The organism is Hoylesella enoeca JCM 12259 (genome assembly GCF_000613405.1).
GTDB classification, from domain to species: Bacteria; Bacteroidota; Bacteroidia; order Bacteroidales; family Bacteroidaceae; genus Prevotella; species Prevotella enoeca.
This window is the reverse complement of the sequence record NZ_BAIX01000007.1, coordinates 1-24,060: the sequence shown is the minus strand read 5'-3', so window position 1 is coordinate 24,060 and position 24,060 is coordinate 1. Positions and strand designations below refer to the sequence as shown.

The 24,060-nt window shown below is 47.3% G+C and carries 19 protein-coding genes; 16 read left to right on the top strand and 3 right to left on the bottom strand.

Annotated elements, in window-relative coordinates; genetic code table 11:
- The first annotated feature begins 404 nt into the window (after positions 1–404).
- From JCM12259_RS03835 to JCM12259_RS03790, 10 genes are all read left to right on the top strand, one after another.
- On the top strand, positions 405–1,835 hold the full coding sequence (locus JCM12259_RS03835) for a DUF6242 domain-containing protein (protein WP_025065484.1): 1,431 nt from the start codon (positions 405–407) through the stop codon (positions 1,833–1,835).
- A 15-nt stretch (positions 1,836–1,850) separates the two neighbouring features.
- A complete protein-coding gene (gene porG / locus JCM12259_RS03830; RefSeq protein WP_025065483.1) occupies positions 1,851–2,531 on the top strand; it encodes a type IX secretion system protein PorG in 681 nt (226 codons plus the stop codon).
- A complete protein-coding gene (locus JCM12259_RS03825; protein ID WP_025065482.1) occupies positions 2,532–3,314 on the top strand; it encodes an isoprenyl transferase in 783 nt (260 codons plus the stop codon).
- A 32-nt stretch (positions 3,315–3,346) separates the two neighbouring features.
- The gene (locus tag JCM12259_RS03820; RefSeq protein WP_025065481.1) at positions 3,347–5,965 is read left to right on the top strand and encodes a BamA/OMP85 family outer membrane protein; all 2,619 of its coding nucleotides are present in this window, start codon (positions 3,347–3,349) and stop codon (positions 5,963–5,965) included.
- 41 nt (positions 5,966–6,006) lie between these two features.
- Positions 6,007–6,519, top strand: coding sequence for an OmpH/Skp family outer membrane protein (locus JCM12259_RS03815; protein WP_025065480.1), 513 nt, complete (start codon positions 6,007–6,009; stop codon positions 6,517–6,519).
- 64 nt (positions 6,520–6,583) lie between these two features.
- A complete protein-coding gene (locus JCM12259_RS03810; RefSeq protein WP_025065479.1) occupies positions 6,584–7,084 on the top strand; it encodes an OmpH/Skp family outer membrane protein in 501 nt (166 codons plus the stop codon).
- 66 nt (positions 7,085–7,150) lie between these two features.
- On the top strand, positions 7,151–7,663 hold the full coding sequence (locus tag JCM12259_RS03805) for an OmpH family outer membrane protein (RefSeq protein ID WP_025065478.1): 513 nt from the start codon (positions 7,151–7,153) through the stop codon (positions 7,661–7,663).
- A gap of 29 nt (positions 7,664–7,692) precedes the next feature.
- Entirely contained in the window at positions 7,693–8,541 is an 849-nt protein-coding gene (murI, locus tag JCM12259_RS03800) for a glutamate racemase (protein WP_025065477.1), read from the top strand.
- A gap of 9 nt (positions 8,542–8,550) precedes the next feature.
- Positions 8,551–8,886, top strand: coding sequence for a 30S ribosome-binding factor RbfA (gene rbfA, locus JCM12259_RS03795; RefSeq protein WP_025065476.1), 336 nt, complete (start codon positions 8,551–8,553; stop codon positions 8,884–8,886).
- Between the two features lie 263 nt (positions 8,887–9,149).
- Positions 9,150–10,493 (top strand): FtsX-like permease family protein, encoded by a 1,344-nt coding sequence (locus tag JCM12259_RS03790; protein ID WP_025065475.1) that lies wholly within the window; start codon positions 9,150–9,152, stop codon positions 10,491–10,493.
- Positions 10,494–10,620: 127 nt separating this feature from the next.
- On the opposite strand, the gene JCM12259_RS03785 is transcribed toward JCM12259_RS03790, so the two are convergent.
- Positions 10,621–10,893 carry an HU family DNA-binding protein gene (locus JCM12259_RS03785; protein ID WP_025065474.1) on the bottom strand — a complete coding sequence of 91 codons (273 nt, stop codon included), beginning with the start codon at positions 10,891–10,893 and terminating at the stop codon, positions 10,621–10,623.
- 212 nt (positions 10,894–11,105) lie between these two features.
- Here JCM12259_RS03785 and JCM12259_RS03780 point away from each other — a divergent pair, with 212 nt between their 5' ends.
- From JCM12259_RS03780 to secDF, 3 genes are all read left to right on the top strand, one after another.
- Complete coding sequence (locus tag JCM12259_RS03780) at positions 11,106–12,035, top strand: rhomboid family intramembrane serine protease (RefSeq protein ID WP_025065473.1); 930 nt, start codon at positions 11,106–11,108, stop codon at positions 12,033–12,035.
- A gap of 1 nt (position 12,036) precedes the next feature.
- Complete coding sequence (locus JCM12259_RS03775; RefSeq protein ID WP_025065472.1) at positions 12,037–13,119, top strand: endonuclease/exonuclease/phosphatase family protein; 1,083 nt, start codon at positions 12,037–12,039, stop codon at positions 13,117–13,119.
- Positions 13,120–13,236: 117 nt separating this feature from the next.
- The gene (gene secDF, locus JCM12259_RS03770; protein ID WP_025065471.1) at positions 13,237–16,227 is read left to right on the top strand and encodes a protein translocase subunit SecDF; all 2,991 of its coding nucleotides are present in this window, start codon (positions 13,237–13,239) and stop codon (positions 16,225–16,227) included.
- Positions 16,228–16,622: 395 nt separating this feature from the next.
- On the opposite strand, the gene JCM12259_RS03765 is transcribed toward secDF, so the two are convergent.
- Together JCM12259_RS03765 and JCM12259_RS03760 are read right to left on the bottom strand one after the other, a co-directional pair.
- Positions 16,623–18,188: a sulfatase-like hydrolase/transferase gene (locus JCM12259_RS03765; RefSeq protein WP_025065470.1), complete on the bottom strand. Its 1,566-nt coding sequence runs from the start codon at positions 18,186–18,188 to the stop codon at positions 16,623–16,625.
- Positions 18,189–18,220: 32 nt separating this feature from the next.
- Positions 18,221–19,996: an alpha-1,3-galactosidase-related protein gene (locus JCM12259_RS03760; protein WP_025065469.1), complete on the bottom strand. Its 1,776-nt coding sequence runs from the start codon at positions 19,994–19,996 to the stop codon at positions 18,221–18,223.
- A gap of 290 nt (positions 19,997–20,286) precedes the next feature.
- Here JCM12259_RS03760 and JCM12259_RS03755 point away from each other — a divergent pair, with 290 nt between their 5' ends.
- The 3 genes from JCM12259_RS03755 to JCM12259_RS13680 all read left to right on the top strand — a co-directional run bounded on the left by JCM12259_RS03755 (position 20,287) and on the right by JCM12259_RS13680 (position 23,468).
- The gene (locus JCM12259_RS03755) at positions 20,287–21,207 is read left to right on the top strand and encodes a YitT family protein (protein WP_025065468.1); all 921 of its coding nucleotides are present in this window, start codon (positions 20,287–20,289) and stop codon (positions 21,205–21,207) included.
- A 391-nt stretch (positions 21,208–21,598) separates the two neighbouring features.
- The gene (locus JCM12259_RS03750; RefSeq protein ID WP_025065467.1) at positions 21,599–21,820 is read left to right on the top strand and encodes a hypothetical protein; all 222 of its coding nucleotides are present in this window, start codon (positions 21,599–21,601) and stop codon (positions 21,818–21,820) included.
- Positions 21,821–21,839: 19 nt separating this feature from the next.
- A complete protein-coding gene (locus JCM12259_RS13680) occupies positions 21,840–23,468 on the top strand; it encodes a hypothetical protein (RefSeq protein WP_025065466.1) in 1,629 nt (542 codons plus the stop codon).
- Positions 23,469–24,060 lie beyond the last annotated feature (592 nt).

The following is a 24,060-nucleotide window of genomic DNA, read 5'->3' as shown; positions in this document are numbered from 1 at the left end:
GAGAATACATTGCATTTTTAATAAGTTTTCATTAGGTTAGTAGTTTGATAGATTTTTTAAGGTAAAGACTATGTTATTAGATGGAAGTACAATCGAGATGTTATTATGGTTCATTTTATTGGTCATTCTTAGCATTATCGCATTGGTCCATACGCACATCCAATAACATTATTCTTTCAGGAGTCAGTGCGAGTGATTCGTGTTGCCCTCTTTTTTTTGTTTATACGCGAAACTTGGTGTATAACGCATGCTCTTGGTGCATTCTTTCAGCATCGTTTGGCTTTATCTAAACAAACTTAAAAAACACAAGATTGCATGTCCTTTTGCACAATAAACCGTTAAAAGCGCGTTGTGTTTGCGGATTTCTGATTAAATTTGCAGCTAAATTCATAATTTAGGGTGTAATGAAAAAGAAGCTTTTAACTTCTATGTCGCTGCTGGTAGCAGTGTTTTTGATGGCATCTTGTTTGAAAGGCGAGGATCGAGATGTGACTTATTACGAAGACACGGCTGTCACTTCGTTTGCAATAGGGACACTCAAAAGAACGGTCCACACCAAGACTAAGGCCGGCAAAGACAGCACTTACCGCACTAAATTCAATGCCAGCAAATACGCATTCTATATTGATCAAACCAAGCGTGAGATCTATAATCCCGACTCTCTGCCCGTAGGCGTGGACGCATCGAAGGTGATTGCCACGATCGCCGGTAAGAGTGGGGGCGTCATTGTGCTGAATATGAAAAAAGCGGGAGCCACAAAAGATAGTCTTGTGCGCTATGTGTCGACCGACTCTTTGGATTTTAGTCGTCCGCGAGAAGTGCGTGTTTACAGCAATTCCGGCAATAATTATCGCGCTTATACGGTGCGGGTGAATGTGCATAAGGAGTCTCCAAATGTATTCAATTGGACGGAGCTGACGGCCAACGCATCATTGGGTGGTTTGCGGGGAATGAAAGCCGTGAACACTAACGGCAAGATTTTTGTCTTCGGCGATGATGGAACGGCTACGGTTGCTTATGTTACCGCTATGTCAGATGGCAACAGTTGGACGCTTGCCGGTACGCAAACGTTTGGGCGCGAGGCATATCTGAATGTGTGTGTGATGAACAATCAGCTGTATATTTTAGATAATGGTGCACTCTGGCAATCATCGGATGGCGCTGCGTGGACGCAAGTGGCTACGCCGAATGTGGTTCGGCTGATAGGCTCCAGCGGTAACAAACTTTATGCTTTGAATGCCTCGAAGGCGCTGGTGACTTCTGCTGACGGCGGAACGACATGGACAGAGGAACAAATTGATGACCAATCGACTTTGCTCCCGACGCAAGACATCAATCTTTGTACGCTGCCTTTGAAGACAAATAAAAATGCTTCGCGTCTCATTCTTATTGGGAATCGCAGCGCAACAGACTATGCTGCCGACGCAGCCGCAGCGATTTGGGGCAAAATCGAAGATACATCAACGGGTGCACAGTCGCAACCGTGGGCCTATTATGGCACAGTCGGTGGTGGAACCTATCGTCTCCCGCGATTGCAAGGTATGTGTGTGGCAGGCTATAATGATGGTTTGTTGGCTGTCGGCGGTCATGGTCTCGGCGCCGATAAGACCCAAGGTTTTGCAGCGGTGTATATGAGTTATGATGCCGGTATCGTCTGGAGGCCCGACACGGCAATAACAATCCCATCAGGATTCACCACGACTGCCACTGTGTTTGCATTGACAGTGGATGCAGATAATCATGTTTGGATGATCTGCGGAGATAGGGGGCGCGTGTGGAAAGGGCGTCTCACACAGCTCGGTTGGCGTAAAGAGCAAAACGTGTTTAAGGAATAACACGACGTGAGAGGAATGCAGCGGCTGCTTGTCTTTATGTTGTTTTTTGCAGCGGCAACGATTGCCAGTGCGCAAGACGACATGGAATACCGATGGGAAGCAGGTGCGGCCATCGGAACGGTGGCCTATGATGGAGATTTCAACGGTAATATTTTGCGGGGCATGCACCCCGCAGGTGTACTGTTGTTAAGGCGTATCCTTAATCCTTATATGGCTCTGAAATTCGGCGTGAGTTATGGGAAACTGAAAGGATCATCGGCAAATGTCAAGACCTTTTATCCTACTTATCGACGCCAGTCTTATCGATTCGACAATGCGTTGACCGATATCGGTATTGCGTATGAATATAATTTTTGGCCCTATGGGACAGGACGTGATTATCGAGGAGCCAAGAGATTGACACCGTTTGTGATGGTGGGGATTGGCGGAACCTATGTGACGGGTGAGGGAAAGCATGTTTTTACGGGCCAGATTCCATTGGGATTGGGTGTGAAATATAAATGGGGCGAACGCTTGAATATCGCTCTTGAATGGGCGATGCACTTCTCGTTGAGTGACGAACTTGATGGCGTGAAAGATCCTTACGGCGTGAAAAGCAGTGGCATTTTTAAAAATACTGATGGCTACAGCACGCTAATGGTGGGACTGACATATAACTTTGCGCCTAAATGTAGAACCTGTAACAAAGACTTCTGAATGATAGAACAGATCGATCTAAACCGTATTCCACAACACATTGCCATCATTATGGACGGCAATGGACGTTGGGCGGCAGAGCGAGGAAAGCCTCGCAGCTTCGGACATCAGGCCGGAGTGGACACGGTGAAACGGATAACGGCGGAATGTACGAGGCTTGGTGTGAAGTTTCTTACGCTTTACACGTTTTCTACGGAGAACTGGAATAGGCCGGCTGATGAGGTTTCGGCTTTGATGGGATTGGTCTTGTCATCGCTTGAAGATGAGATATTCATGAAGCATCATGTGCGTTTTCGCGTGATCGGAAACATCAATCGATTGCCCGAAGAAGTGCAAAAGAAGTTGCAGCAAACCCAAGATCACACTGCGCAGAACACTGCAATGACTATGGTTGTGGCTTTAAGTTATTCTGCACGATGGGAGATCGTCAAGGCGATGCGAGCCAATCTGCGTGAGATTTTAGCTGCGTCGCGGGGAGAAAGCAATGGATCGATGGTGCAACAGCTCACCGAAGAGACTTTCAGTAACCATCTTGAAACGCACTTTATGCCTGATCCCGATCTGTTGATACGCACCGGTGGTGAGTTGCGAATATCCAATTTTCTGCTTTGGCAGATCGCTTATACAGAGCTATATTTCTGTGATACGTATTGGCCTGATTTCAAAGAAGAAGATCTGCAACGTGCCATTGCGAGTTATCAAAGTCGTCAACGTCGGTTCGGAAAGACCGAAGCTCAAGTGGAACAGGCTGAATCGGGAGAAAGAAAAACGTTCTGTGAATGAGCAAATTCCGGCATTTTGAAAATATTTTAGATATGAACTATATAAATAAGGTATTGCTTTTGTTGGTCGTCATGTTGTATTTCGGCTTGCAGATGAGCGCACAGGATAAAGTCGATTATCCTGAAATCTCTTACGCCGGCATTCCGCGTACGGTGACGATAGGCGGCATCAACGTGTCGGGTGTTGATGGTTATGAAGACTATGTGCTGACAGGCATTTCGGGATTGACAGTCGGACAGGAGATTACGATCCCCGGAAGCGCTGTCACCGACGCTGTGAAGCGTTATTGGAAACATGGCCTTTTCTCAAAAGTTGCGATTTCTGTGGATTCGATTATCGGTAGTAAAGCTTATCTTCACATTGAATTGAGTGTGCGTCCGCGCGTATCCACAATCAATTATATTGGTTTAAAGAAATCTGAAAAGGATGATATGGAAGCCAGATTGGGGTTGCTCAAAGGGGCGCAAGTCACACCTAACATGATCGATCGTGCCAAAATCTTGGCCAAGAAATACTTTGATGACAAAGGATTTAAGAATGCCGACATCGAGATCAACCAGCGGGACGATGTCGCCAACAAGAATCAAGTAATTCTGGATGTGGTGATCGATAAGAAAGAAAAGATGCGTGTGCATGAGATTCAGCTTGTCGGTAATGAGCAAGTGGCGGACAGACGTATCAAGGGAACATTCTTCTCGAAAGGTGCTTTTGCCAAAACACATGAGGCGGGGAAGTTTGCCAACTTGCTGAAATCGAAAAAATACACGCCCGAAAGATGGGAAAAAGACAAGAAAAACGTAATAGACAAATATAACGAACTTGGTTTCCGCGATGCAGCTATTGTCAAAGACAGCGTGTGGAACTATGACGGCAAGCATGTCGACATCTTTTTGAAAGTGAACGAAGGTAAGAAATATTATCTGCGTAATATCACTTGGGTGGGCAATACGGTGTATTCGACAGATGATTTGAGCCGTATTCTTGGAATGAAAAAGGGTGACGTGTATAACCAAAAGCTGTTGAACAAACGACTTACAGAGGATGATGATGCTGTAGGTAATGCCTATTGGAATCACGGTTACATCTTTTATAATCTGCAACCGACAGAAGTCAACATCGTGGGAGACTCCATTGACTTGGAGATGCGGATAAGAGAAGGACAACAAGCACGTCTGAGTCATGTTCGTATTAATGGTAATAACCGTCTCTACGAGAATGTTGTGAGGCGAGAACTTCGTACGAAGCCGGGTGATCTTTTCTCCAAAGAGGCCCTTCAAAGATCTGCTCGTGAACTGGCATCGATGGGCCATTTCGATCCCGAAAAGGTGAATCCGGATGTCAAACCCAATGATCAAGATGGTACGGTGGATGTAAATTGGAACCTGACTCAGAAATCCAACGACCAAGTTGAGTTCTCATTGGGTTGGGGACAGGCCGGACTTATTGCGCGAGTGGGTCTCAAACTTAATAATTTCTCTATCGCAAACCTTTTTAATAAGAATAAAGAGCATCGCGGAATATTACCTGTCGGCGACGGTGAAGTACTCTCGATAGGAGCCCAAACCAATGCGAAATACTATCAATCTTATAACGTTAACTATTCGACTAACTGGTTTGGAGGCAAGCGCCCGATACAATTTAGCGTGGGAGCTTATTTCTCTAAATACTCAGATGTATCTAGCAACTATTATAATTCGGCATGGCAGAACAGTTATCTGAATTCTCTTTACGGTTACGGACGCAGTTATTATAATAACTATGAGAACTATTACGATCCCGATACGTATATTAAACTCTTCGGTGTCTCATTCGGATGGGGTAAGCGTTTGCGGTGGCCGGATGACTATTTCACGCTCTCCGTGCAACTCGCTTATACCCGTTATATGCTCAAGAATTGGAAATACTTCCTGATGATGAATGGTAATTCTAATAATTTAAACCTTGGAATCTCCCTCAGCCGTACATCAACGGATAACCAACTCTTTCCCCGTCGCGGCTCAGATTTCCTCGCTTCGGTGACGGTTACGCCCCCTTGGTCAGCTTGGGACCATAAAGACTATGCTCATTTAGCAACCAATCCCAGGTCGCCTAACTATTCGGCAGAGCAGCAAGAGAAGTTCCGTTGGGTGGAATATCATAAATGGAAGTTCAAAGCCAAGACCTACACAGCACTGTCCGGTGGTCAGAAGTGTTTCGTTTTGATGACGCGCGTCGAGTTAGGACTGCTCGGATCGTATAATAAAGACAAGAAGAGCCCCTTTGAAACCTATTATATGGGAGGTGACGGAATGAGCGGTTACTCCACAGGTTATGCCGAAGAGACCATCGGTTTGCGTGGTTATGAGAATGGGTCGTTGACTCCTCAGGGTGCAGAAGCCTATGCTTACGATCGCTTTTCGCTCGAACTCCGCTATCCGTTTTTGCTCGGCAATACCACGATTTACGGCTTGACATTCCTCGAAGCAGGTAATGCGTGGACACAAACATCTAAATTCAACCCCTTCGATATGAAGAGAAGTGCCGGTGTTGGTGTTCGAATCTTCTTGCCGATGGTAGGTTTGATGGGTATCGATTGGGCTTATGGATTTGACAAAGTATATGGAAGAAAAGGCGGAGGACAATTTCATTTCATCCTCGGTCAGGAGTTTTAATGAGCCAGAAGAAGGCAAAACAATCATTCAGCAAAGAGAAAATGAAGAAGTTAATGATACTGCTGCTACTTGCTTTAACGGCAACAGCGGCCAACGCACAGAAGTTTGCGCTCATCGATATGGAGTATGTTTTGAATAATATCCCCGCTTATGAGCGGGCCAATGAGCAACTCAACCGCATCTCCAAGAAGTGGCAGGCCGAGGTGGAAGCTCTTAATACGGCTGCCGCAACGCTGTATAAGAATTATCAAAATGAGTCGGTTTTCCTCTCGCAAGAGCAGAAAAAGGCCAAGCAAGATGCTATCATGAAGAAAGAGAAAGCTGCAGCCGACTTGAAAAAGAAATATTTCGGTCCCGAGGGTGAACTTTTCAAGAAGCGCACGAGTTTGATAACGCCCATTCAGGAAGAGATTTACAACGTTGTGAAAGAGATCTCCGAGCGTCATGGTTATGCACTTGTCATCGACCGAAGCAGTGATAATGGCATCATTTTCGGTTCACCCAAGGTGGATATCAGCAATGAAGTATTGCAGAAGTTAGGTTATTCGAACTAAAAGCTGTATATTTGCAGCGATATAACGAACAAGAAGATAGATAATCAAAAAATAAAAAACAGAGATGAAAAAGCTTATTTTAACGTTGCTGTTGTTCGCTCCTCTGTCGCTCTTTGCACAGAAATTCGGACACTTGAATGCACAACAAGTCATGTCGGATATGCCTGAATTTGTCAAGGCCCGTGGTGAAATCGAAGCCAAGGCCAAGCAATTCGAGAACGATTTGAAGGCTATGCAAGACGAACTTCAGCGCAAGAGTTCGGAGTATGAGAAGACAAAGAGCACAATGAATGCCACCAAGCAAAAAGAGACTGAGCAGAGTTTGCAAGACATGTATGCGAAGATCCAGCAGACTTATCAAGACAATCAGCAAGCACTTCAAAAGCTCCAGCAAGAGAAAATGACGCCGATCACCACCAAATTAGTTGATGCCATCAAGGCAGTAGGCAAGAGTGGCGGCTACGTTTACATTATGGACGTGTCGGCAGGTATCCCTTACATCAGCGATACACTAAGTAAAGATGTCACTTCTGATGTGAAGGCTCAGCTCAACAAGCTCAAATAACATTACCGAATGAATGAGGCGGGCCTTCCGGTCCGCCTTTATTGTTTACCTCAAACATGTCACACAATGAAAAAGTTGGTGCTTTTCCTGCTTTTTGCTGCACTCTCTTTTGCAGCTGAAGCACAGTCGCAGTCGTTTCGTTTCGGTTATTTCAGTTATCAAGAAGCCCTCAAAGCGATGCCCGGATATACTATTGCGCAACGTCATTTGGATGAGTTGAAAACCAAATACGATGCCGAAACCAAGCGTGCAGAAGATGAGTTTAATAAGAAATATGAAGAGTTTCTCGACGGACAACGCGATTTTGCGCCTTCGATTCGCAACAAACGCCAAGCCGAATTGATGGATCTCATGGCCAGAAACGTGGCTTTTAAGGCCGAAGCTAAGCGTTTGATGGACAAGGCAACGATGGATGCTTATGCGCCGTTGAAGGCTCAATTGACAGCCACTGTGCAACGGATTGGACGCGACAAAGGGTATGCCTTTGTTTTAAACACTGACAATGATACTACGCCTTACATCAATCCGATGCTGGGCGATGATATTTCGGTCGCAGTCAGAGAGGCTGTTACCCGTTGATCGAGACTTTCCGATAGCGTTATCACACAATGACCCCCGAATCATTTTTCCCCGAACAGCCCGGTCCCATCGGTGTTTTCGATTCTGGTTATGGCGGACTCACCATTCTTCACGGTATTCGGGAACTGCTTCCCGACTATGATTTTCTGTATCTCGGAGATAATGCGCGTGCCCCGTATGGTGCTCGTTCGTTTGAGATCGTATATCAGTTCACGCGCCAGGCCGTACTGAAGTTGTTCTCAATGGGGTGCCATCTCGTTATTTTGGGCTGTAACACAGCGTCGGCCAAAGCATTGCGCACAATCCAACAGAATGATCTTCCGCGGCTCGATCCACATCGGCGCGTGCTCGGAATCATCCGACCCACGGCTGAATCAATCGGTCATCTCACGACGAGTAGACACATCGGCATCCTCGCCACAGAAGGAACCATCCGTAGCGAAAGCTATAATCTTGAAATAAGAAAACTTTTTCCTGATATCGAAGTGAGTGGAGTGGCCTGTCCGTTGTGGGCTGCCATCGTTGAGGCTGACGAATCGGGAACACCCGGAGCAGATTATTTCGTGAAGAAACGCATCGACACCCTGATGCGGAAAGACCCGCAGATTGATGCCGTCATACTGGGTTGCACACATTATCCATTGCTCATGAGCAGTATTAAGAAATATGTTCCGCAGGGCATTCGGGTAATTCCGCAAGGCCAATATGTGGCTGAGAGCCTGCGCGATTACCTGCATCGGCATCCCGAAATGGATGCACGTTGCACCCGACAGGGGCTTTGCCGTTATCTCACAACCGAGAATGCAGCTCGTTTCAAGGCCAGTGCACGCATCTTTCTCAATGAAGATGTAGATGTGAAACATGTTGATTTAGAATGATTTAAACGTATGCAAGAAACAAGACAAAACCGAATTGCGCGACTGTTACAGAAAGAACTCAGCTTAATCTTTCAGTCGCAGACCCGTGCCATGCATGGTGTGATGGTGAGTGTGACGCGTTGTCGTGTCTCGCCAGATCTCAGTATCTGCACGGCTTACCTCAGTATATTTCCTTCGGAGCGCAGCGACGAGATGTTGCAAAACATCAATCGCAATGAGAAAACCATTCGTTACGAGTTGGGCACACGGGTGCGCAATCAGCTGCGCATTATTCCTGAACTCCGTTTCTTTGTCGACGATAGTCTCGATTACTTGGAGAGGATCGATGAGTTGTTGAAAAAGTAATGAAAGACTCATCTTTAACCACCTCTTCCTTGGGAAAGAGAAACTCAATCAATTGATGTTGAGCGCATCTGGTTCAATCAATAAGATCGTTCTTATTTCTCCTAAGGAAAGAAAGGTTGTGGTGAGACATGCATTTCAATTCACCGTTACTTGCATGACAACTAACGGTAAAATGCAAGGCAACTAACGGTTAGTTGCAGGGCGAAAAACCGTATTTTATTTTTCAAGTAATCAAGACGCATTTTTCAATTGGTATCATCGCAATGGAAAATAACAACTCAACAGTTTGGCAAACAGCTTCTCTCCACCCAGAGAAAGAGGCCAAAGGTGAAGTCGGAAAAGAGCCCAAGGGAGCGACCGGAAGTACTTCCCGATGGTCATTTCCGCTCTTCATTGCTCGTCGCTATCTCTTTTCCAAGAAGAGTACGCATGTGATCAACGTCATCAGTGTGATCTCGGTGATTGGCGTTTCGGTGGCAACGATGGCGCTGGTCATCGTGCTCAGCGTGTTCAATGGCTTTCACGATTTGGTCGCTTCGTTCTTCACCAGCTTCGATCCGCAACTGAAAGTGGTGCCGGTGAAAGGCAAGACAGCGCCAGCCGACGATCCGATTCTCACGCAGATACGCCGACTTCCCCAGGTGGATGTGGCCACCGAGTGTGTGGAAGACAATGCTTTGGCCGTTTATCAGGACAAACAAGCGATGGTGGTCATCAAAGGAGTGGACGATAATTTTGCCGAACTCACTCATATCAAGGATATTCTCTATGGTGACGGAGCCTTTGATTTGCATGCCGGCAATCTGCAATATGGCACCATTGGTCTTCGATTGGCCCAGGATTTGGGCACGGGCACGCAATGGAAAGGCGGTTTGAAAGTTTATGCTCCACTGAAAGACGGGCAGCCGGATCTCACGAATCCCGCCTCATCTTTCGTTGTTGATTCGCTCGATTCGCCCGGTGTGGTCTTCTCCGTTAAGCAATCTAAATATGATCGGAGCTATATCATCGCCCCGATTGCTTTTGCACGCAATCTGTTCGGTGAACAAGGATTCCTCTCTTCACTTGAATTGCGACTCAAAGCGGGGAGTGATTTTGAAGGTGTCAAGGGTGAGATGCAGCGTATAGCAGGTGCTAAATATCGCGTTCTTGATCGATTCGAACAGCAAGATGACACGTTTCAGATCATGGCGATTGAAAAGTTTATCGCCTATATCTTCTTGACGTTTATTCTGGTGGTGGCTTGTTTCAATATCATTGGATCGCTTTCGATGCTCATTATCGATAAAAAAGATGATGTGGTGACGCTTCGAAATCTCGGTGCCGATGACCGACAGATCACGCGAATATTCCTTTTCGAAGGTCGGATGATTGCTGTTGTGGGGGCAGCCATCGGCATTCTGCTGGGCCTTCTGCTGTGTTGGCTGCAACAGGAATACGGCTTTGTGCGGCTGGGCGACAGTGATGGATCGTTTGTCGTCAATGCTTACCCCGTGAGTGTGCATTATATCGATGTCACAATTATCTTCTTCACGGTTATCGCTGTGGGGTGGTTAGCCGTGTGGTATCCTGTGAGATACCTCAGTCGACGCCTTTTAGCGGAGTGAGACCCATGGCTTGCTGCGAATTGCTGATTGGCGATTCGCTTGTTCATGACTTGTTTTTCTTATTTTTAGAAACAAAAAACGGCGACTCCATTGAGGAATCGCCGTCTCTTGTATGCAGAATTTCTTACTACTGGATTGCGTCAGAAAGCTCTGCGCCAGCTTTGAATTTAGCCACCTTTTTAGCAGCAATCTTAATCTTTTGTTTGGTTGCCGGGTTGATACCTTCACGTGCGGGACGCTCGGTTACACTAAAAGTGCCAAAGCCGATAAGCTGTACTTTATCGCCAGCTACAAGTGCTTTCTTCAATGTGTCAACACAAGCCTCTAAGGCTTTCTTTGCATCAGCTTTGGTCAAACCTGCTTCTGCTGCAATCTTCTCGATTAATTCTGATTTGTTCATGACTTTGTTTATTAAATTGGATGATAGTTATTTATCCTATCGTTATTCGCCGGCAAATATAGGACTTTCATCTTGAAAATCAAACAAAAAGCACAAAAAAGTGCGCAATTTAGCGTAAAATAGTGCGTTGAGGAGTGTTTTCGTGCTTGATAACGGATATTTTTCGTATTTTTGCGGGCGTAAAATGATAACGTAACTTGATTGATTTTCGAATGCGAACGATTCCCGTTGTGACCAAGAATCTGCTTATTTGCAACGTCTTGGCATTTTTTTTGATGTATGTGTTGAGGTCTGTTTCGGGCATCGACTTGAATGATTTGTTGGGCCTTCATTTCTTGATGGCTTCCGATTTCCATATTTATCAGTTGGTGACTTATATGTTCATGCATGCCAATATCGAGCATATTCTCTTTAATATGTTTGCTCTCTGGATGTTCGGTTGTGTGGTGGAACGGGTTTGGGGACCGCAAAAATTCCTCTTCTATTATATCTCTTGCGGCATCGGAGCCGGCCTTTTGCAAGAAGCAGCACAATTTGGTTCCATTTATTTCGACCTTTATGCGCAGACTCCCATCGGCCTTTCGCAAGCCATCGAAGTGATGCACGCCAATGCATCGGCTCTCAATGGATTGACCACAGTGGGTGCATCGGGGGCGATTTACGCGATATTATTGGCCTTCGGAATGCTTTTTCCAGAAGAAAGAATCTTCATTTTCCCACTTCCGGTGCCAATTAAGGCTAAATGGTTTGTGTGTGGTTATGCAGCAATTGAATTGTTTTCGGCCCTAGCAACACCCGGAGATAACGTGGCACATTTGGCCCATCTCGGTGGAATGTTATTCGGTTTCCTGACAATTCGTTATTGGCAACGACATCCGGCAGGCGCAAACCGGTATGGCAGATCGCATGGAGAACAATTCTTTCAGAACTTACGCAACCGTTGGGAACAGCGTACAGGTAAGTCGACCGACACTTTTCGGTCCGATGACAATACACCGAATGAGACCGATTGGGACTATAATGCGCGTAAGAAAAACGAACAAGAAGAGGTCGATCAGATCTTGGACAAGATTCGGAAAAGCGGTTACGATAGTTTGACTAAGGCCGAGAAACAGCGGCTGTTTGAGCAAAGCAAAAGGTGAGATGATTAGGCAATTGAAGCGATTGACGGTTCAATTGGTGGCAGGTGCTAATGTGGGTACGGTCATCTTGATGCTCTTGGTGGGCTATTCGGATTGTATCAACCCTGTCACCCACCCCTTCTTGGCTACGATTGGGCTTCTTTTTCCTATCTTTTTAGCGTTGAACCTCGGCTTTTTAGTGTTTTGGCTGATCTTCAAATGGCGCTATGCATTGATTCCTTTCATCGGTTACGTCATCTGTTATGGGCCGGTCCGCACCTATATTCCTGTAAATGTGAATCGTGAAGCACCCTCGGATGCTCTCAAAGTGATGTCTTTCAATGTATGGTTGTATGCTTATTGGACGGTGGAAGAGGGTAAACCGAATCCTGTTGTGGATTATCTTGCTGCGCAGGATGCCGATATTCTATGTCTGCAAGAGGCACAAATGGGCAGGAAAGACGGGCAGGAATATCTCGATTCGGTGATGTCCAAGCATTATCTTTATGCCGATACGGTGCAAAAAAATCATGGAGATGTCATTGCCTTGTATAGTAAATATCCTATCATTAGGCACGAACAGATCCACTATGAATCGCGAAGCAACGTCAGTGCAGCATTTCACGTTAAATTAGGAAATGATACTGTGATTGTGATTAATAATCATTTGGAAAGTGTCGGATTGTCTCCCGAAGACCAAATGCAGTTTAAGGAGATGATGAAAGGTCAGCTCAAAGGTGAGACTTCTAAGCAAGAGTCCCGTCGTTTGATCGATAAACTCGCTGAGGCTGTACGCAAACGAGCTCCTCAAGCTGATGCCGTAGCTCGCTATATCAGAACTCATCGTGGTCGGAGCATCATCTGTTGCGGCGATTTCAACGATAGTCCGATTTCTTATGCACATCGAGTCGTGGCTCGGGAACTTACGGATTGCTATGTGGCAACGGGCAATGGCGCCGGCATTTCTTATCATCACAACGGCTTCTATGTGCGAATTGACAATCTGATGTGCTCTGATGATTGGGTGCCTTATGCTTGTAAAGTGGATGATAAGTTTGGCCTCTCTGACCATTATCCCATATCTTGCCGATTAAAAAAGCGCTAAATGCCTGATTTTTGAATAATAAAGAGGTATAAATTTTCTATTATCTGAAAATTTGTTTACCTTTGCACGGCTTATATTTCGTGATTGGATGAACAATTAAATATAATAAAATACAAAATGCAAAACAAAGGAATTGTAATTGTAACGGCCGTATTGCTGACCCTTGCAAGTATCTTTTACCTGTCGTTTTCTGTCGCAACGCATTATTATGACAGTCAAGCGGCGAAGCTGAAAGACCCTATTGCACAGCAGGATTATAAGGATTCGGTGAAGTATTTGGGTATTTACTCTTACCAAAAATGCTTGGAAACACAGATAGGATTAGGTCTTGACCTCAAAGGAGGTATGAATGTGATCCTCGAAGTGTCTGTTCCCGATGTGATTGAAACGCTGGCCGATCATAAGACCGACCCTGCTTTCGTGAAGTCAATGAAGCAAGCCAAGGCAGAAGAAGAGACCAGTCAGGCCGACTTTATCTCGCTTTTCACCAAGTATTATCACCAAAACGCACCGGGACACCACCTTGCTGAGATCTTTGCTACACAACAGTTGCAGGGCAAAGTGTCGCCGCAGAGTTCCGATTCTGAGGTAGAGAAGGTGTTAAGAAGTGAAGTTCAGGCTGCTATCGACAACTCTTTCAATGTTGTTCGCACACGTATCGATAAATTCGGAGTGGTTCAACCCAACATCCAAAAGCTCGAAGGACAAGAAGGACGCATAATGGTTGAGATGCCGGGTGTACGTGAACCCGAACGGATGCGTAAACTTTTGCAGGGCAGTGCGAACTTAGAGTTCTGGGAAACATACAATTCCGACGAAATTATTCCTTATTTGCAGCAGATCGATCAACGTTTAGCCAACGGCGAAAGCGAGCAAACCGATACGGCGAACGTGCAAAAGGAGACTGCAGAAAAGGCTCCGGAAGCCAAGCCGAAATTCCAAATCAAAGGTGCAAATACGGCTAATGTGAATGCAGCTAATGCCAGCTCGGATGCGCAAATGGCTGCGGCTAAGAAGCAACATCCGCTTCTTGCGATGTTGCAACCCACTAACGGACAGCTCTCTATGGTGGGATTGGCTAACGTTCGAGATACTGCGGCCATCAATAAAATCATTCATTCGGCTGTTGCCAAGCAAATTCTGCCTTCAGATGTGAAACTTTTGTGGGGCGCTAAACCCACGGATATGCTGCAAGGAGCTAAGAATGTGTATGAACTCCATGCCTTGAAGGTGACCTCTTCCAATGGACGCGCACCTTTGGAAGGTGATGTTGTGACCGATGCTAAGGATCAATTCAATCCCACAACAGGTCAACCCGAAGTGAGTATGTCGATGAATTCTGAGGGCGCTCGCCGTTGGGCTGCTCTCACTAAGGCCAATGTGGGTAAAGCGATAGCTGTTGTCCTCGATAATGTTGTATATACTTCGCCTCGCATTTTGGGTGAAATCGACGGCGGACAATCATCTATTACCGGACATTTCACCATCGAAGACACCAAGGATTTGGCCAATACGCTCAAATCTGGACGCATGCCGGCACCTGCTCGCATTGTTCAAGAGGAGGTTGTAGGGCCTACGCTCGGTGCACAATCTATCCAACAGGGTATTATTTCGTTTGTTATCGCATTCGTTGTGTTGATGCTTTACATGGTGCTCATGTACGATTTCATTCCCGGAATGATGGCCAATTGTGCCCTGCTTGTCAACTTATTCTTCACGTTAGGTATCTTGACATCTTTCCAAGCAGCCTTGACAATGTCCGGAATTGCCGGTATGGTGCTCTCGTTAGGTACTGCCGTCGATGCCAACGTGCTTATTTACGAACGAACCAAAGAAGAACTCAAAGCCGGAAAAGGCATCAAACAGGCCATTGCTGCGGGTTACAGCAACGCGTTCTCAGCCATTTTCGACTCCAATTTGACGAGTATCATCACCGGTATTATTCTTTATGTCTTCGGTACCGGCCCCATCCGAGGCTTTGCTACGACGTGGATCATCGGTATTTTGTGTTCATTCTTCACAGCAGTTTATCTTACCCGACTGGTTTATGAGAACCGTTTGAAACACGATAAATGGCTCAAACTCGATTTCACTACACGTTTTTCGCGCAATCTGATGCAGAATGTGCACTTCCCGTTTATGAGTATTTACAAACGCACATTTGCTCTTGTGAGTGTTGCTTTGGTTGTGTTCGCTATTAGTTTTGTTGTTCGCGGACTCAGCAAGAGCATCGATTTCACTGGCGGACGCAATTATGTGATCGCTTTCGAACGCCCGGTTGAACCCGAGCAGGTGCGAGGCATTCTCTCAAATGCATTCCCCAGCTGCAACACCAGCGCTTTGGCACTCGGTACGGATCATAAAACCATCCGCGTGTCGACCAACTATAAGATCGAAAGTAATAGCCCTACGGTGGACGACGAGGCTGAAACCATTCTCTACAATGCTTTGAAGAAGGGCGGACTCGTATCTCAAAAGAATGTCGATTCGTTTAAGAATCCCGACATAAGACAAGGCGGTTCCATCATCAGCAGCACCAAGGTAGGTCCCTCTGTGGCCAAAGATATCACTTATGGCGCCATCATCAGCGTGCTGTTTGCATTGGTTGCGATCTTTATTTACATTCTCGTTCGGTTCCGTAATGTGGCTTTCTCCGTCGGTTCTACCATCGCTTTGGCTATCGATACGTTTGTAGTTATCGGCTTCTATTCGTTGCTTTGGGGCGTGATGCCGTTCTCGTTGGAGATCGACCAGACGTTTATCGGCGCTATTCTGACCGTGATCGGTTACTCCATTAACGATAAAGTGGTGGTGTTCGACCGTATTCGTGAGAACATGCAACTGCATCCCAAACAGGATTTGCAATCTCTTTTCAATGACAGTATCAACCAAACGCTGGCCCGTACGGTCAATACATCGTTCTCAACGTTGATTGTTCTCCTCTGTATTTTGTTCCTCGGAGGTGAGAGTATACAGAGTTTTGCGTTCGCGATGAGCCTCGGTGTTGTCTTCGGTACCTTGTCTTCTATCTTCATTGCGTCCCCGATCGCTTATTTGGTGTTGGGTCATCGCATCAAGGAAGAAGCTCCGGCGCTTGCCCAAGCATAATCGAAAAGACGATATTTCATCCCTCCACGTCTTCCGAAAGGAACGTGGAGGGATTTTTCTATATATGTCATTCATGTGTCGTTATATATGAATAACAAGTCAGCTGATCGTTAGACGCATGACAAATAATGGTTAAACACACAACGTCTAACCATTATTTATCGTGCGTTTGATGCTTTATTGCGATGGTGTTTATACGTGTCGGTTGTGCTACTGATGCCGATTGCGACACAAACCGAACGAGAAGCTAATCTTCAAGAGATGTTGCATGGAGTAAAAGTGGTGGACACGGCCGATGGACTGCGAATCTTCCCGACCCATAAACAGCTGATTTTGTCATACAAAACCGATCAACTTTACACGCATATCATGCCTGATGACTCACGCCTGGTGAATCACTTCCCCTTTCCCTCGCGTGCTCTTCGCAGTATGTTTTGCAGTTCGAAGACCACTCGGGGATGGCTCTCGGCAACGTTGGTTTGTTCAAAAGGCGATGCCGTCATATCATAGAGTTGCGGTGTGGCGAGGTTACCCGTTTCGATTTTCGGACCCCATGGAATCATTTTCGGGCCGTCGTTGGGTTCGATGTATTTCCATTGCGGAGTGCGGACAGACAATACGCGGGTGTTGGATTGCTCGATTACGAAAGGTCGGTTGGTCTTGTTTTCACCGAGAAAAGTGCCGAGACAGTCGCGACTATCGGGTGCACTGCCTTTCGGAAACACAGCTTTGACCAGTCGGCCGAGCGAGGCCATCAAGTCGATTTGGCTGACCAAGGCACCCGATTGCTGTCCCTGTGCCACTCGGCGAGGCCAACTCACGATGAGGGGAATGGCCGTTCCGCCCTCAAATGCACTGTATTTGTTGCCGCGGAAAGGACCGGCGGGCTTGTGACCATTCAATAGTTCTTCGGCGCGATCGGCATAACCGTCGTCCACCACAGGTCCGTTGTCGCTCGTGAGAATGATAAGCGTGTTATCGGTCAATCCCAACCGATCCAAGGTTTGTGTGATTTGTCCCACCGTCCAATCAAATTGCACGATAGCATCTCCTCTGAGTCCCATTGCGTTATGCCCGCGGAAACGATTGTGGGGGAAGCGAGGCACATGCACGTCGTTAGTGGCAAGATACATGAAAAACGGCCGATCTCGATGGCGCTTGATGAATCCCACGGCATGTGCAACGATGGAGTCGGCGATGTTTTCATCCTTCCACAAAGCTCGTCCGCCGCCTTTCATATAACCGATGCGGCCGATCCCGTTGACGATCGACATGTCGTGGCCGTGACTCGAACGCTGATTGTAAAGCAATTCAGGATTAGAACGCCCTGTGGGTTCGCCCTTGAAATTGCGGTGATAACTCACTTCGATGGGTGCGGAAGGATCGTAATTGGCCACGCGTCCGTTTTCGATGAACACGCAAGGAACGCGGTCTGCTGTGGCCGCCATGATGTAATGGTAATCGAATCCGATGTCGCCGAGCGCTTGCGGAAGCGGTGCATTCCAGTCTTGTTCGCCCTCTTTGTCGCCCAATCCGAGGTGCCATTTGCCGATGGCACATGTGGCATAGCCTGCGTTTTGAAACATATCGGCCATGGTGAATTGGCTGGGGCGGATGATCATAGCAGCATTTCCCGGAGCAATATCGGTGTCGGGGCGGCGCCAAGCATATTCACCTGTGAGCAGGGAATAGCGAGACGGTGTGCTGATAGCGGCCACTGCGTGCCCAGCAGTGAATCGAATGCCGCGCCGGGCAAGTCTGTCCACATGGGGAGTCTGCACGTTTCGGGCGCCGTAACACGCCAGATCGCCATAACCTAAATCGTCGGCGAGGATAATGATCACATTGGGTCGGTCGTCTGTTACGGTTTTGGTGTTTTTGATTTGTTTAGCTTCGGCGGTGAGTGTCGGGGCTAATGCCGGCATGAGAAGCGCCGTTGTCAAGAGTTTGTTGTTGTTCATTGTCGTTTGTTGATGATTGATTGTTGTGCGATTCATTCTATTTCGGCTCGTGTGACATGCTCCAACACAAAACGACTTTTGCCAGGAAGCAACGGCAGAAAGTCTTTATTAGGCTCGATGATGTTGTTTTTGAACAGCAATCCGTCAACAGATCGGGCGTAGAGAATGGGTGAGTCGAAAGTTCGGAAAACGTTGTGTTCGATACGGATAGCACGACTTCGGCCGCCGTGATAATAGCTTTGCTGATGCGCGAGATCGGGAATGACAGGGAAAATGGAGATGATCGCATTGGTGAATTGATAGAGACTGGTGAGGTTGTTGATGAAAATGTTGTCGCGGATCGTGATATCTCGGCATGCTCCCGATTCATACCAGCCGTTGCAGTCGCCGCAAAGCAGGATGCCTGAACCAGCTGTGTGGTCGAAGAGGTTATGTTCGACGATGGTTTTCCGAGGTGAACTGAACAAAGCTCCACGCGCTCGATTGTTGCGAATGAGATTGTCATAAAAATGCACTTCGGGTGTCCACGTAAGGTTTTCGAGTCCTATTTCGCTCGCGTTGAGATTATATGATGGCAGCGAGTCTCTGAAAACAATGCGAAACTCTTTCATTCCTATGCCGTCGACAGCATCTGTTGGTTCGATCCTTTCGATCGTGTTGCGGCCGATCACATCCATTGTTTTCGCAGCAATCAACTGTATGCTGTCGCCGACTTGGCCCCAATTGAATCCCCAGGCTTGGTGATGCATGTAGCGGGCAATGACAGTTCGGCGATCCGTTTGCTGCATCACTTTCAGATAAATACCGTGAACGTTGATGGCATCGTCCATCATTCCCTCGTAGATACCACCATGGGAGTCGATCCGCCCGCGACATTGCGAAAAGTGAGTGGCGTCGGCTTGCGTGGTGAAATAGCGCGGATCATCATCACCTTTCAGGCAAACACCGAAGTTGTCGAGCACGATTCCGTCGCAGCGTTGTGCCAAAAGCCCCATTCCTTGTGCATAATGCACCTTGACATGATGTATTTCCGTGTGCGTGTTTCCACTGAGAAAGATGCCCGGCGAAGGTCTTTCCCATGAGCGAAGAGCCACGATGGTGCCCGGAATAAGTGCTTCGTGAATGAAATGGGGAGCGTGAAAGACATTCCGACTCATGACCCGAATGTCTTTTGAAGAGAATGAGATGTCGCTTGTATGATAGATCGGATGTCGGCTTTGGGGATCGAAAGCCATACCCATCAGCAGTCGTTGCGTCCATCCTTCGCCGTAAGTTTCGAGTTCGCCGGCGTTGATCCGGTATTTCACCTGCGGCGAAATGCGGAATGTAATGCCGTCTGCGCCTTCGTTTTTCAGTACTTTGATCTGCGCGATCCACGGATTTTCGAAATCGATACTGAAATTATTGAGCGAGCAACGGTGTGAATTGACCAGGGCGACAGGTAGCATCCGACCATGGAATATGAATCGCGCACCGCCTCCGTCGATGCAAACGTGTGCCATATTTTCTATGACTAATCCCACGCGATGTGTCTTCACTTGATCATGATTCGAGATAAAATAAGTTTTTGCAGCGGCTTTTCGCGCATGGAAATGATATTCGCCGGCTTCGAAACGTAGAATGATACTGTCGCCGGGCGATGTCTTTTGCCGGATGTCTGCAAGTGCGCGGTACACTTTCTGACTCACATCCGTTTTTTGATTGGGTCTCACTCCATAGTCGGCCAATTTAAAAACACGTTGTGCCTGGATTGAAATCAGTCCCGTCAAACACGTGAGCCAGACGGTGAGAAGTCGGTGGTGTCTCATTAGCAATTGTCTATTAAATGAATTGAGATGTTTTGTTTGCAAAGATACGATTATCCGGTGGAAATTTGTTTGATCTACCGTTACTTGTAATCAAATCGTATCGGAATGAGACGAAAACACCTGGATAGAAATTGCCAACACGATGCTTTGTAGTAAAAAAGTAATTTCGTATATTTGCAACCGGAATTATTAACGAGGCCAGAAAGCTGTTGTGCAGCCCCGAGAAACGATAAAGAACCGGACGGGAAGACATGGCGCAGCAGCAGAACGCGACTTAAAGAAAATACGTTATGACACGAAAGAAACAATTGGGTGAGCTTTATGACTATTTGCTCATTGCTTTGGCAATGTTCATCGGAAGTGCAGGCTGGGTGCTGTTTCTGCTTCCCAATCACATCACGCTGGGCGGATTGCCCGGCATCTCATCCGTACTCTATTGGGGATTGGGTATTCCCGTGACGCTCTCTTACTTGGTCATCAACTTGATTTTATTGGGAGTCGCGTTAAAAATATTGGGTTGGCGCTTCTGCATCAAGACCATTTGGGCTGTGCTGACATTCACGCTGTCTACGTCGGTGTTACAAAATCTCATGGGCGGGACGGGGTTGCTCACCGACCAACCGTTTATGTCGACCGTCATCGGAGGTTGTTTTCTCGGTGTGGGTGTAGGTCTGGGACTGTCCGGCAATGGTAGCACGGGCGGCTCGGATGTCGTTGCGGCGATGATCAACAAGTATCATGACATCTCTCTGGGAACAGGAATCCTGCTCTGCGACATCGTGATCGTCACATCGAGTTACCTGGTCTTGAAAGACTGGAATCAGGTGATTTATGGTTATGTCGTACTGATCCTCTCGTCCATCTGCGTGGATCACGTGGTTAACCGACTGCGGAGATCGGTGCAATTCTTTATCATTTCCAACAAATACAAGGAGATTTCGCGCGCCATCAACACCACAGCCGACCGCGGTTGTACGATTCTCAACGGCCAAGGCGTGTATTCCGGTCGCGAAGTGCGCATGCTTTTCGTGTTGGCCCGACAGAGCGAATCGTCCAAAATATTCTCACTGATCGACGATATCGATCCCGGTGCGTTTGTGTCTCAGAGTGCCGTGATCGGCGTTTACGGCCTGGGCTTCGACAAATTCAAACGCAGCAAGAAGTCTGTCAAACCCCAACCCCAACCCGTTGCAGCGCCGACAGAAAACTAACTTTTTTACCTTTTCCTTGTCTGTTTAAGATTAATTACCTATCTTTGCCCCCAGTTTCCGCCCCCTAAGTTAGGGGGTTGGGGGGCTGAACAATGAAAGAGATGACAAAACAAGCAAATATAACCAGCAGCGCGATGCAAAAGAACTCCGATTCTCTTGCATCTTTTAACGGTTTATATTTGCATATCTCGGAAAAAGTCTTAACACACACACACATCTTACCTGGCATAGACACTTTCACAGCTTTATCTTACGCGCGCGCGTAAGACGTGAGCTAAACACCAATAAACAAAGGGCTTCTCGGAGTTCCCTTTGTTCGCTTTTTCATGCCCTTTTGTCAACCACGCAAGGGGGAATTTTTCACGAATTATTCACTCAAAACATAGCGATTATGAAACAAAAACAATTAGAGAGCAGGGTTTACGCGAAGCCCGCAGTGACCATCAACCCAGTCGACACAGAAGCTTTGTTGGCGAGCGGTTCCAAGTTCGGCGGCGGACACAACCAAGGCCACGTGGGTGGCGGTGGAGGTGACGCCAAACAAGGATGGTTTGATGAGGAAGACGAGGACGAAAGCCCCTCTTCCACGAGCGAGGAGAACCTTTGGGATTAATTGAGTAACACAACACAAAATGAAAAATTACATGAACATGAAGACAAACATCACTTCCATATTTGCCGCTGCACTCGTGCTCTTCACGGCATCTTGCGCTAACGAAGAGACCACCAAGCAAGACGCCAATCAAGAAACCACCGCAGGCACAAACTTCGTAGGCGGCAGCGCTGTCAAAACCCGTACATCGCTCGACGTGACTTTACCGGGCGGCACAACCATCGACTATTTCTGGGAGCCGAACGACAAGATTTGGACGGCCGATGGAGCCACGGGCACGGCACAGATCACAGCCAAGTCGGCCACGGCCAACTTCCGCATGTCGAAGGCTTACAACACGCCGACCGTAGACGTATATTATCCGGGCGTAAATGCCACGGCCTACAACCAAGTGACCATCGCAACGGCACAAACGCAAACCGCTCCCAACTCGACCAAACATCTCGGCGAGGCCGGCGACTGCGGCGTAGCGACGGCCCACCAGCAGTCGGACAACAGCTACAAATTTGACCTCGACCACAAGGCCTCGTATCTCTGCCTGTTGCCTCGCACGCCGAATGGACTGGTGAGTACTTACATCACGCAAGTAAAAATCACATCCGACAACAATATCGCCGGAACTTACACGCTTACCAAAACTGGACTTACCGGCAGTGGCTCATCCAACACGATTACCCTCACCACGCCCGGCGACGGATCGCCTGCTATCGGCCCTTACAACTATTGGACTGGAGCAACCACCGTTCCTGCTCCCGGTTTTCCACTTAATAATGCTGCCACCAGCCAAGCCACCAACGCCATGTACGTGGTCATTGCGCCGGGCACCCACGCGCTCACCATCGAGTACACCCTCTACGACACCGGAACCCAAAAAGGAGGCGTCGTCAAAAAGACCATCGCCTCGGCTGCCTACGCTCCCAATACCCTCTATCCGCTCACGGCCAACATCAATCCAGTGAATTATCCCAATAACATCTATTACATGTGGGATGCGGCCGATGGCCAGAACTATTGGAATGGTTACGAAAACGTGATACCCGACATGAATGATAAGAAAAACCAAAACGACTATCCCAAGACCAATGCCGACCCTCGTTGGTATAACGAAACGGCTACTTTCCCCGCGCAAGCTACTCGCAGCGCCAAAAACTATCCGAATGTAAACGAATGGGCTTGGTATACTTCACAAGATGGCGACCCACATTATGACAACACCACGCTTTGGTGCCTGATGGGACATTTATACACCAAAGGAATGTGGATTAGAAAACAAAGCGTTATCGCTGCAAAAACCGGCAAAACGATTGTACAACTCAAAGCCGCGGCTCCCGATGGAATCGATTATACAACGCAAACATCTGGATTCATGCCTTCTTATCGTACCCTTCCGACAGGTCTTCCCACGCCCATCGGCGATTATTTCTTCCTTCCTGCATTGGGTAATACAAGAATATATCTTGTCGATGTCGGCAACTATGGCCATTACTATTCAAGTTCTACTGGTCCTGGAAGCCCCATGAACCTTTATACAGTAGGTTTCCATACCAATGAGATTAGTATAGGCATCACTGCCGGGAATCAGAGAGATAACGGCCACCCTATGTTCAATACCACCGACGAAGATAAATATCGGCCCAACGGACTGTAACTCGGCTTGTTCCTCTCGATGGAACGAGCAAAAATGAGAAAATAGAGTCGTCCCAACATTGGGAAAGGCCGAAAACGACGAAAACAGGCCTTCCCAATGTTGGGAAAACGAGAAAAGAGTAAAAATAGGCCTTCCCAACTTTGGGAAACTCAAAAAATGAGGAAAACAACCTTTCCCAACTTTGGGAAACCGCAAAAACCATAAAAACAGTGTTTCGCCCACGGGCGAAAGCTTCAAAATGACAAAAACAGCGCTTCGCCCGCGGGGCGAAAGCTTCAAAATCGAAAAAACAGTGTTTCGCCCGCGGGCGAAGCTTTGAAAAAGTTCCGGGCGACCTTTCGCCCCGGGGCGAAACTCAAAAAAAGGCAGTGGTATCGCAACAAGTCACGTCTTTTCTGAAAAGATGAACCATCTAAGTTAAACAATTATGGAATTAAAAGACATTCGTAAATCGCATCTCCAAAACATGGAGCATTTTCAGTTTGCCGGCCACGTGCTGGCCATGTGTAAAACGGCCAATGTCGAAAAACTCAATCCGCTGCTCGCACCCCTCGAGGCGGCCATCGGAAAGGAAGACGAGGCGCTCAACCTG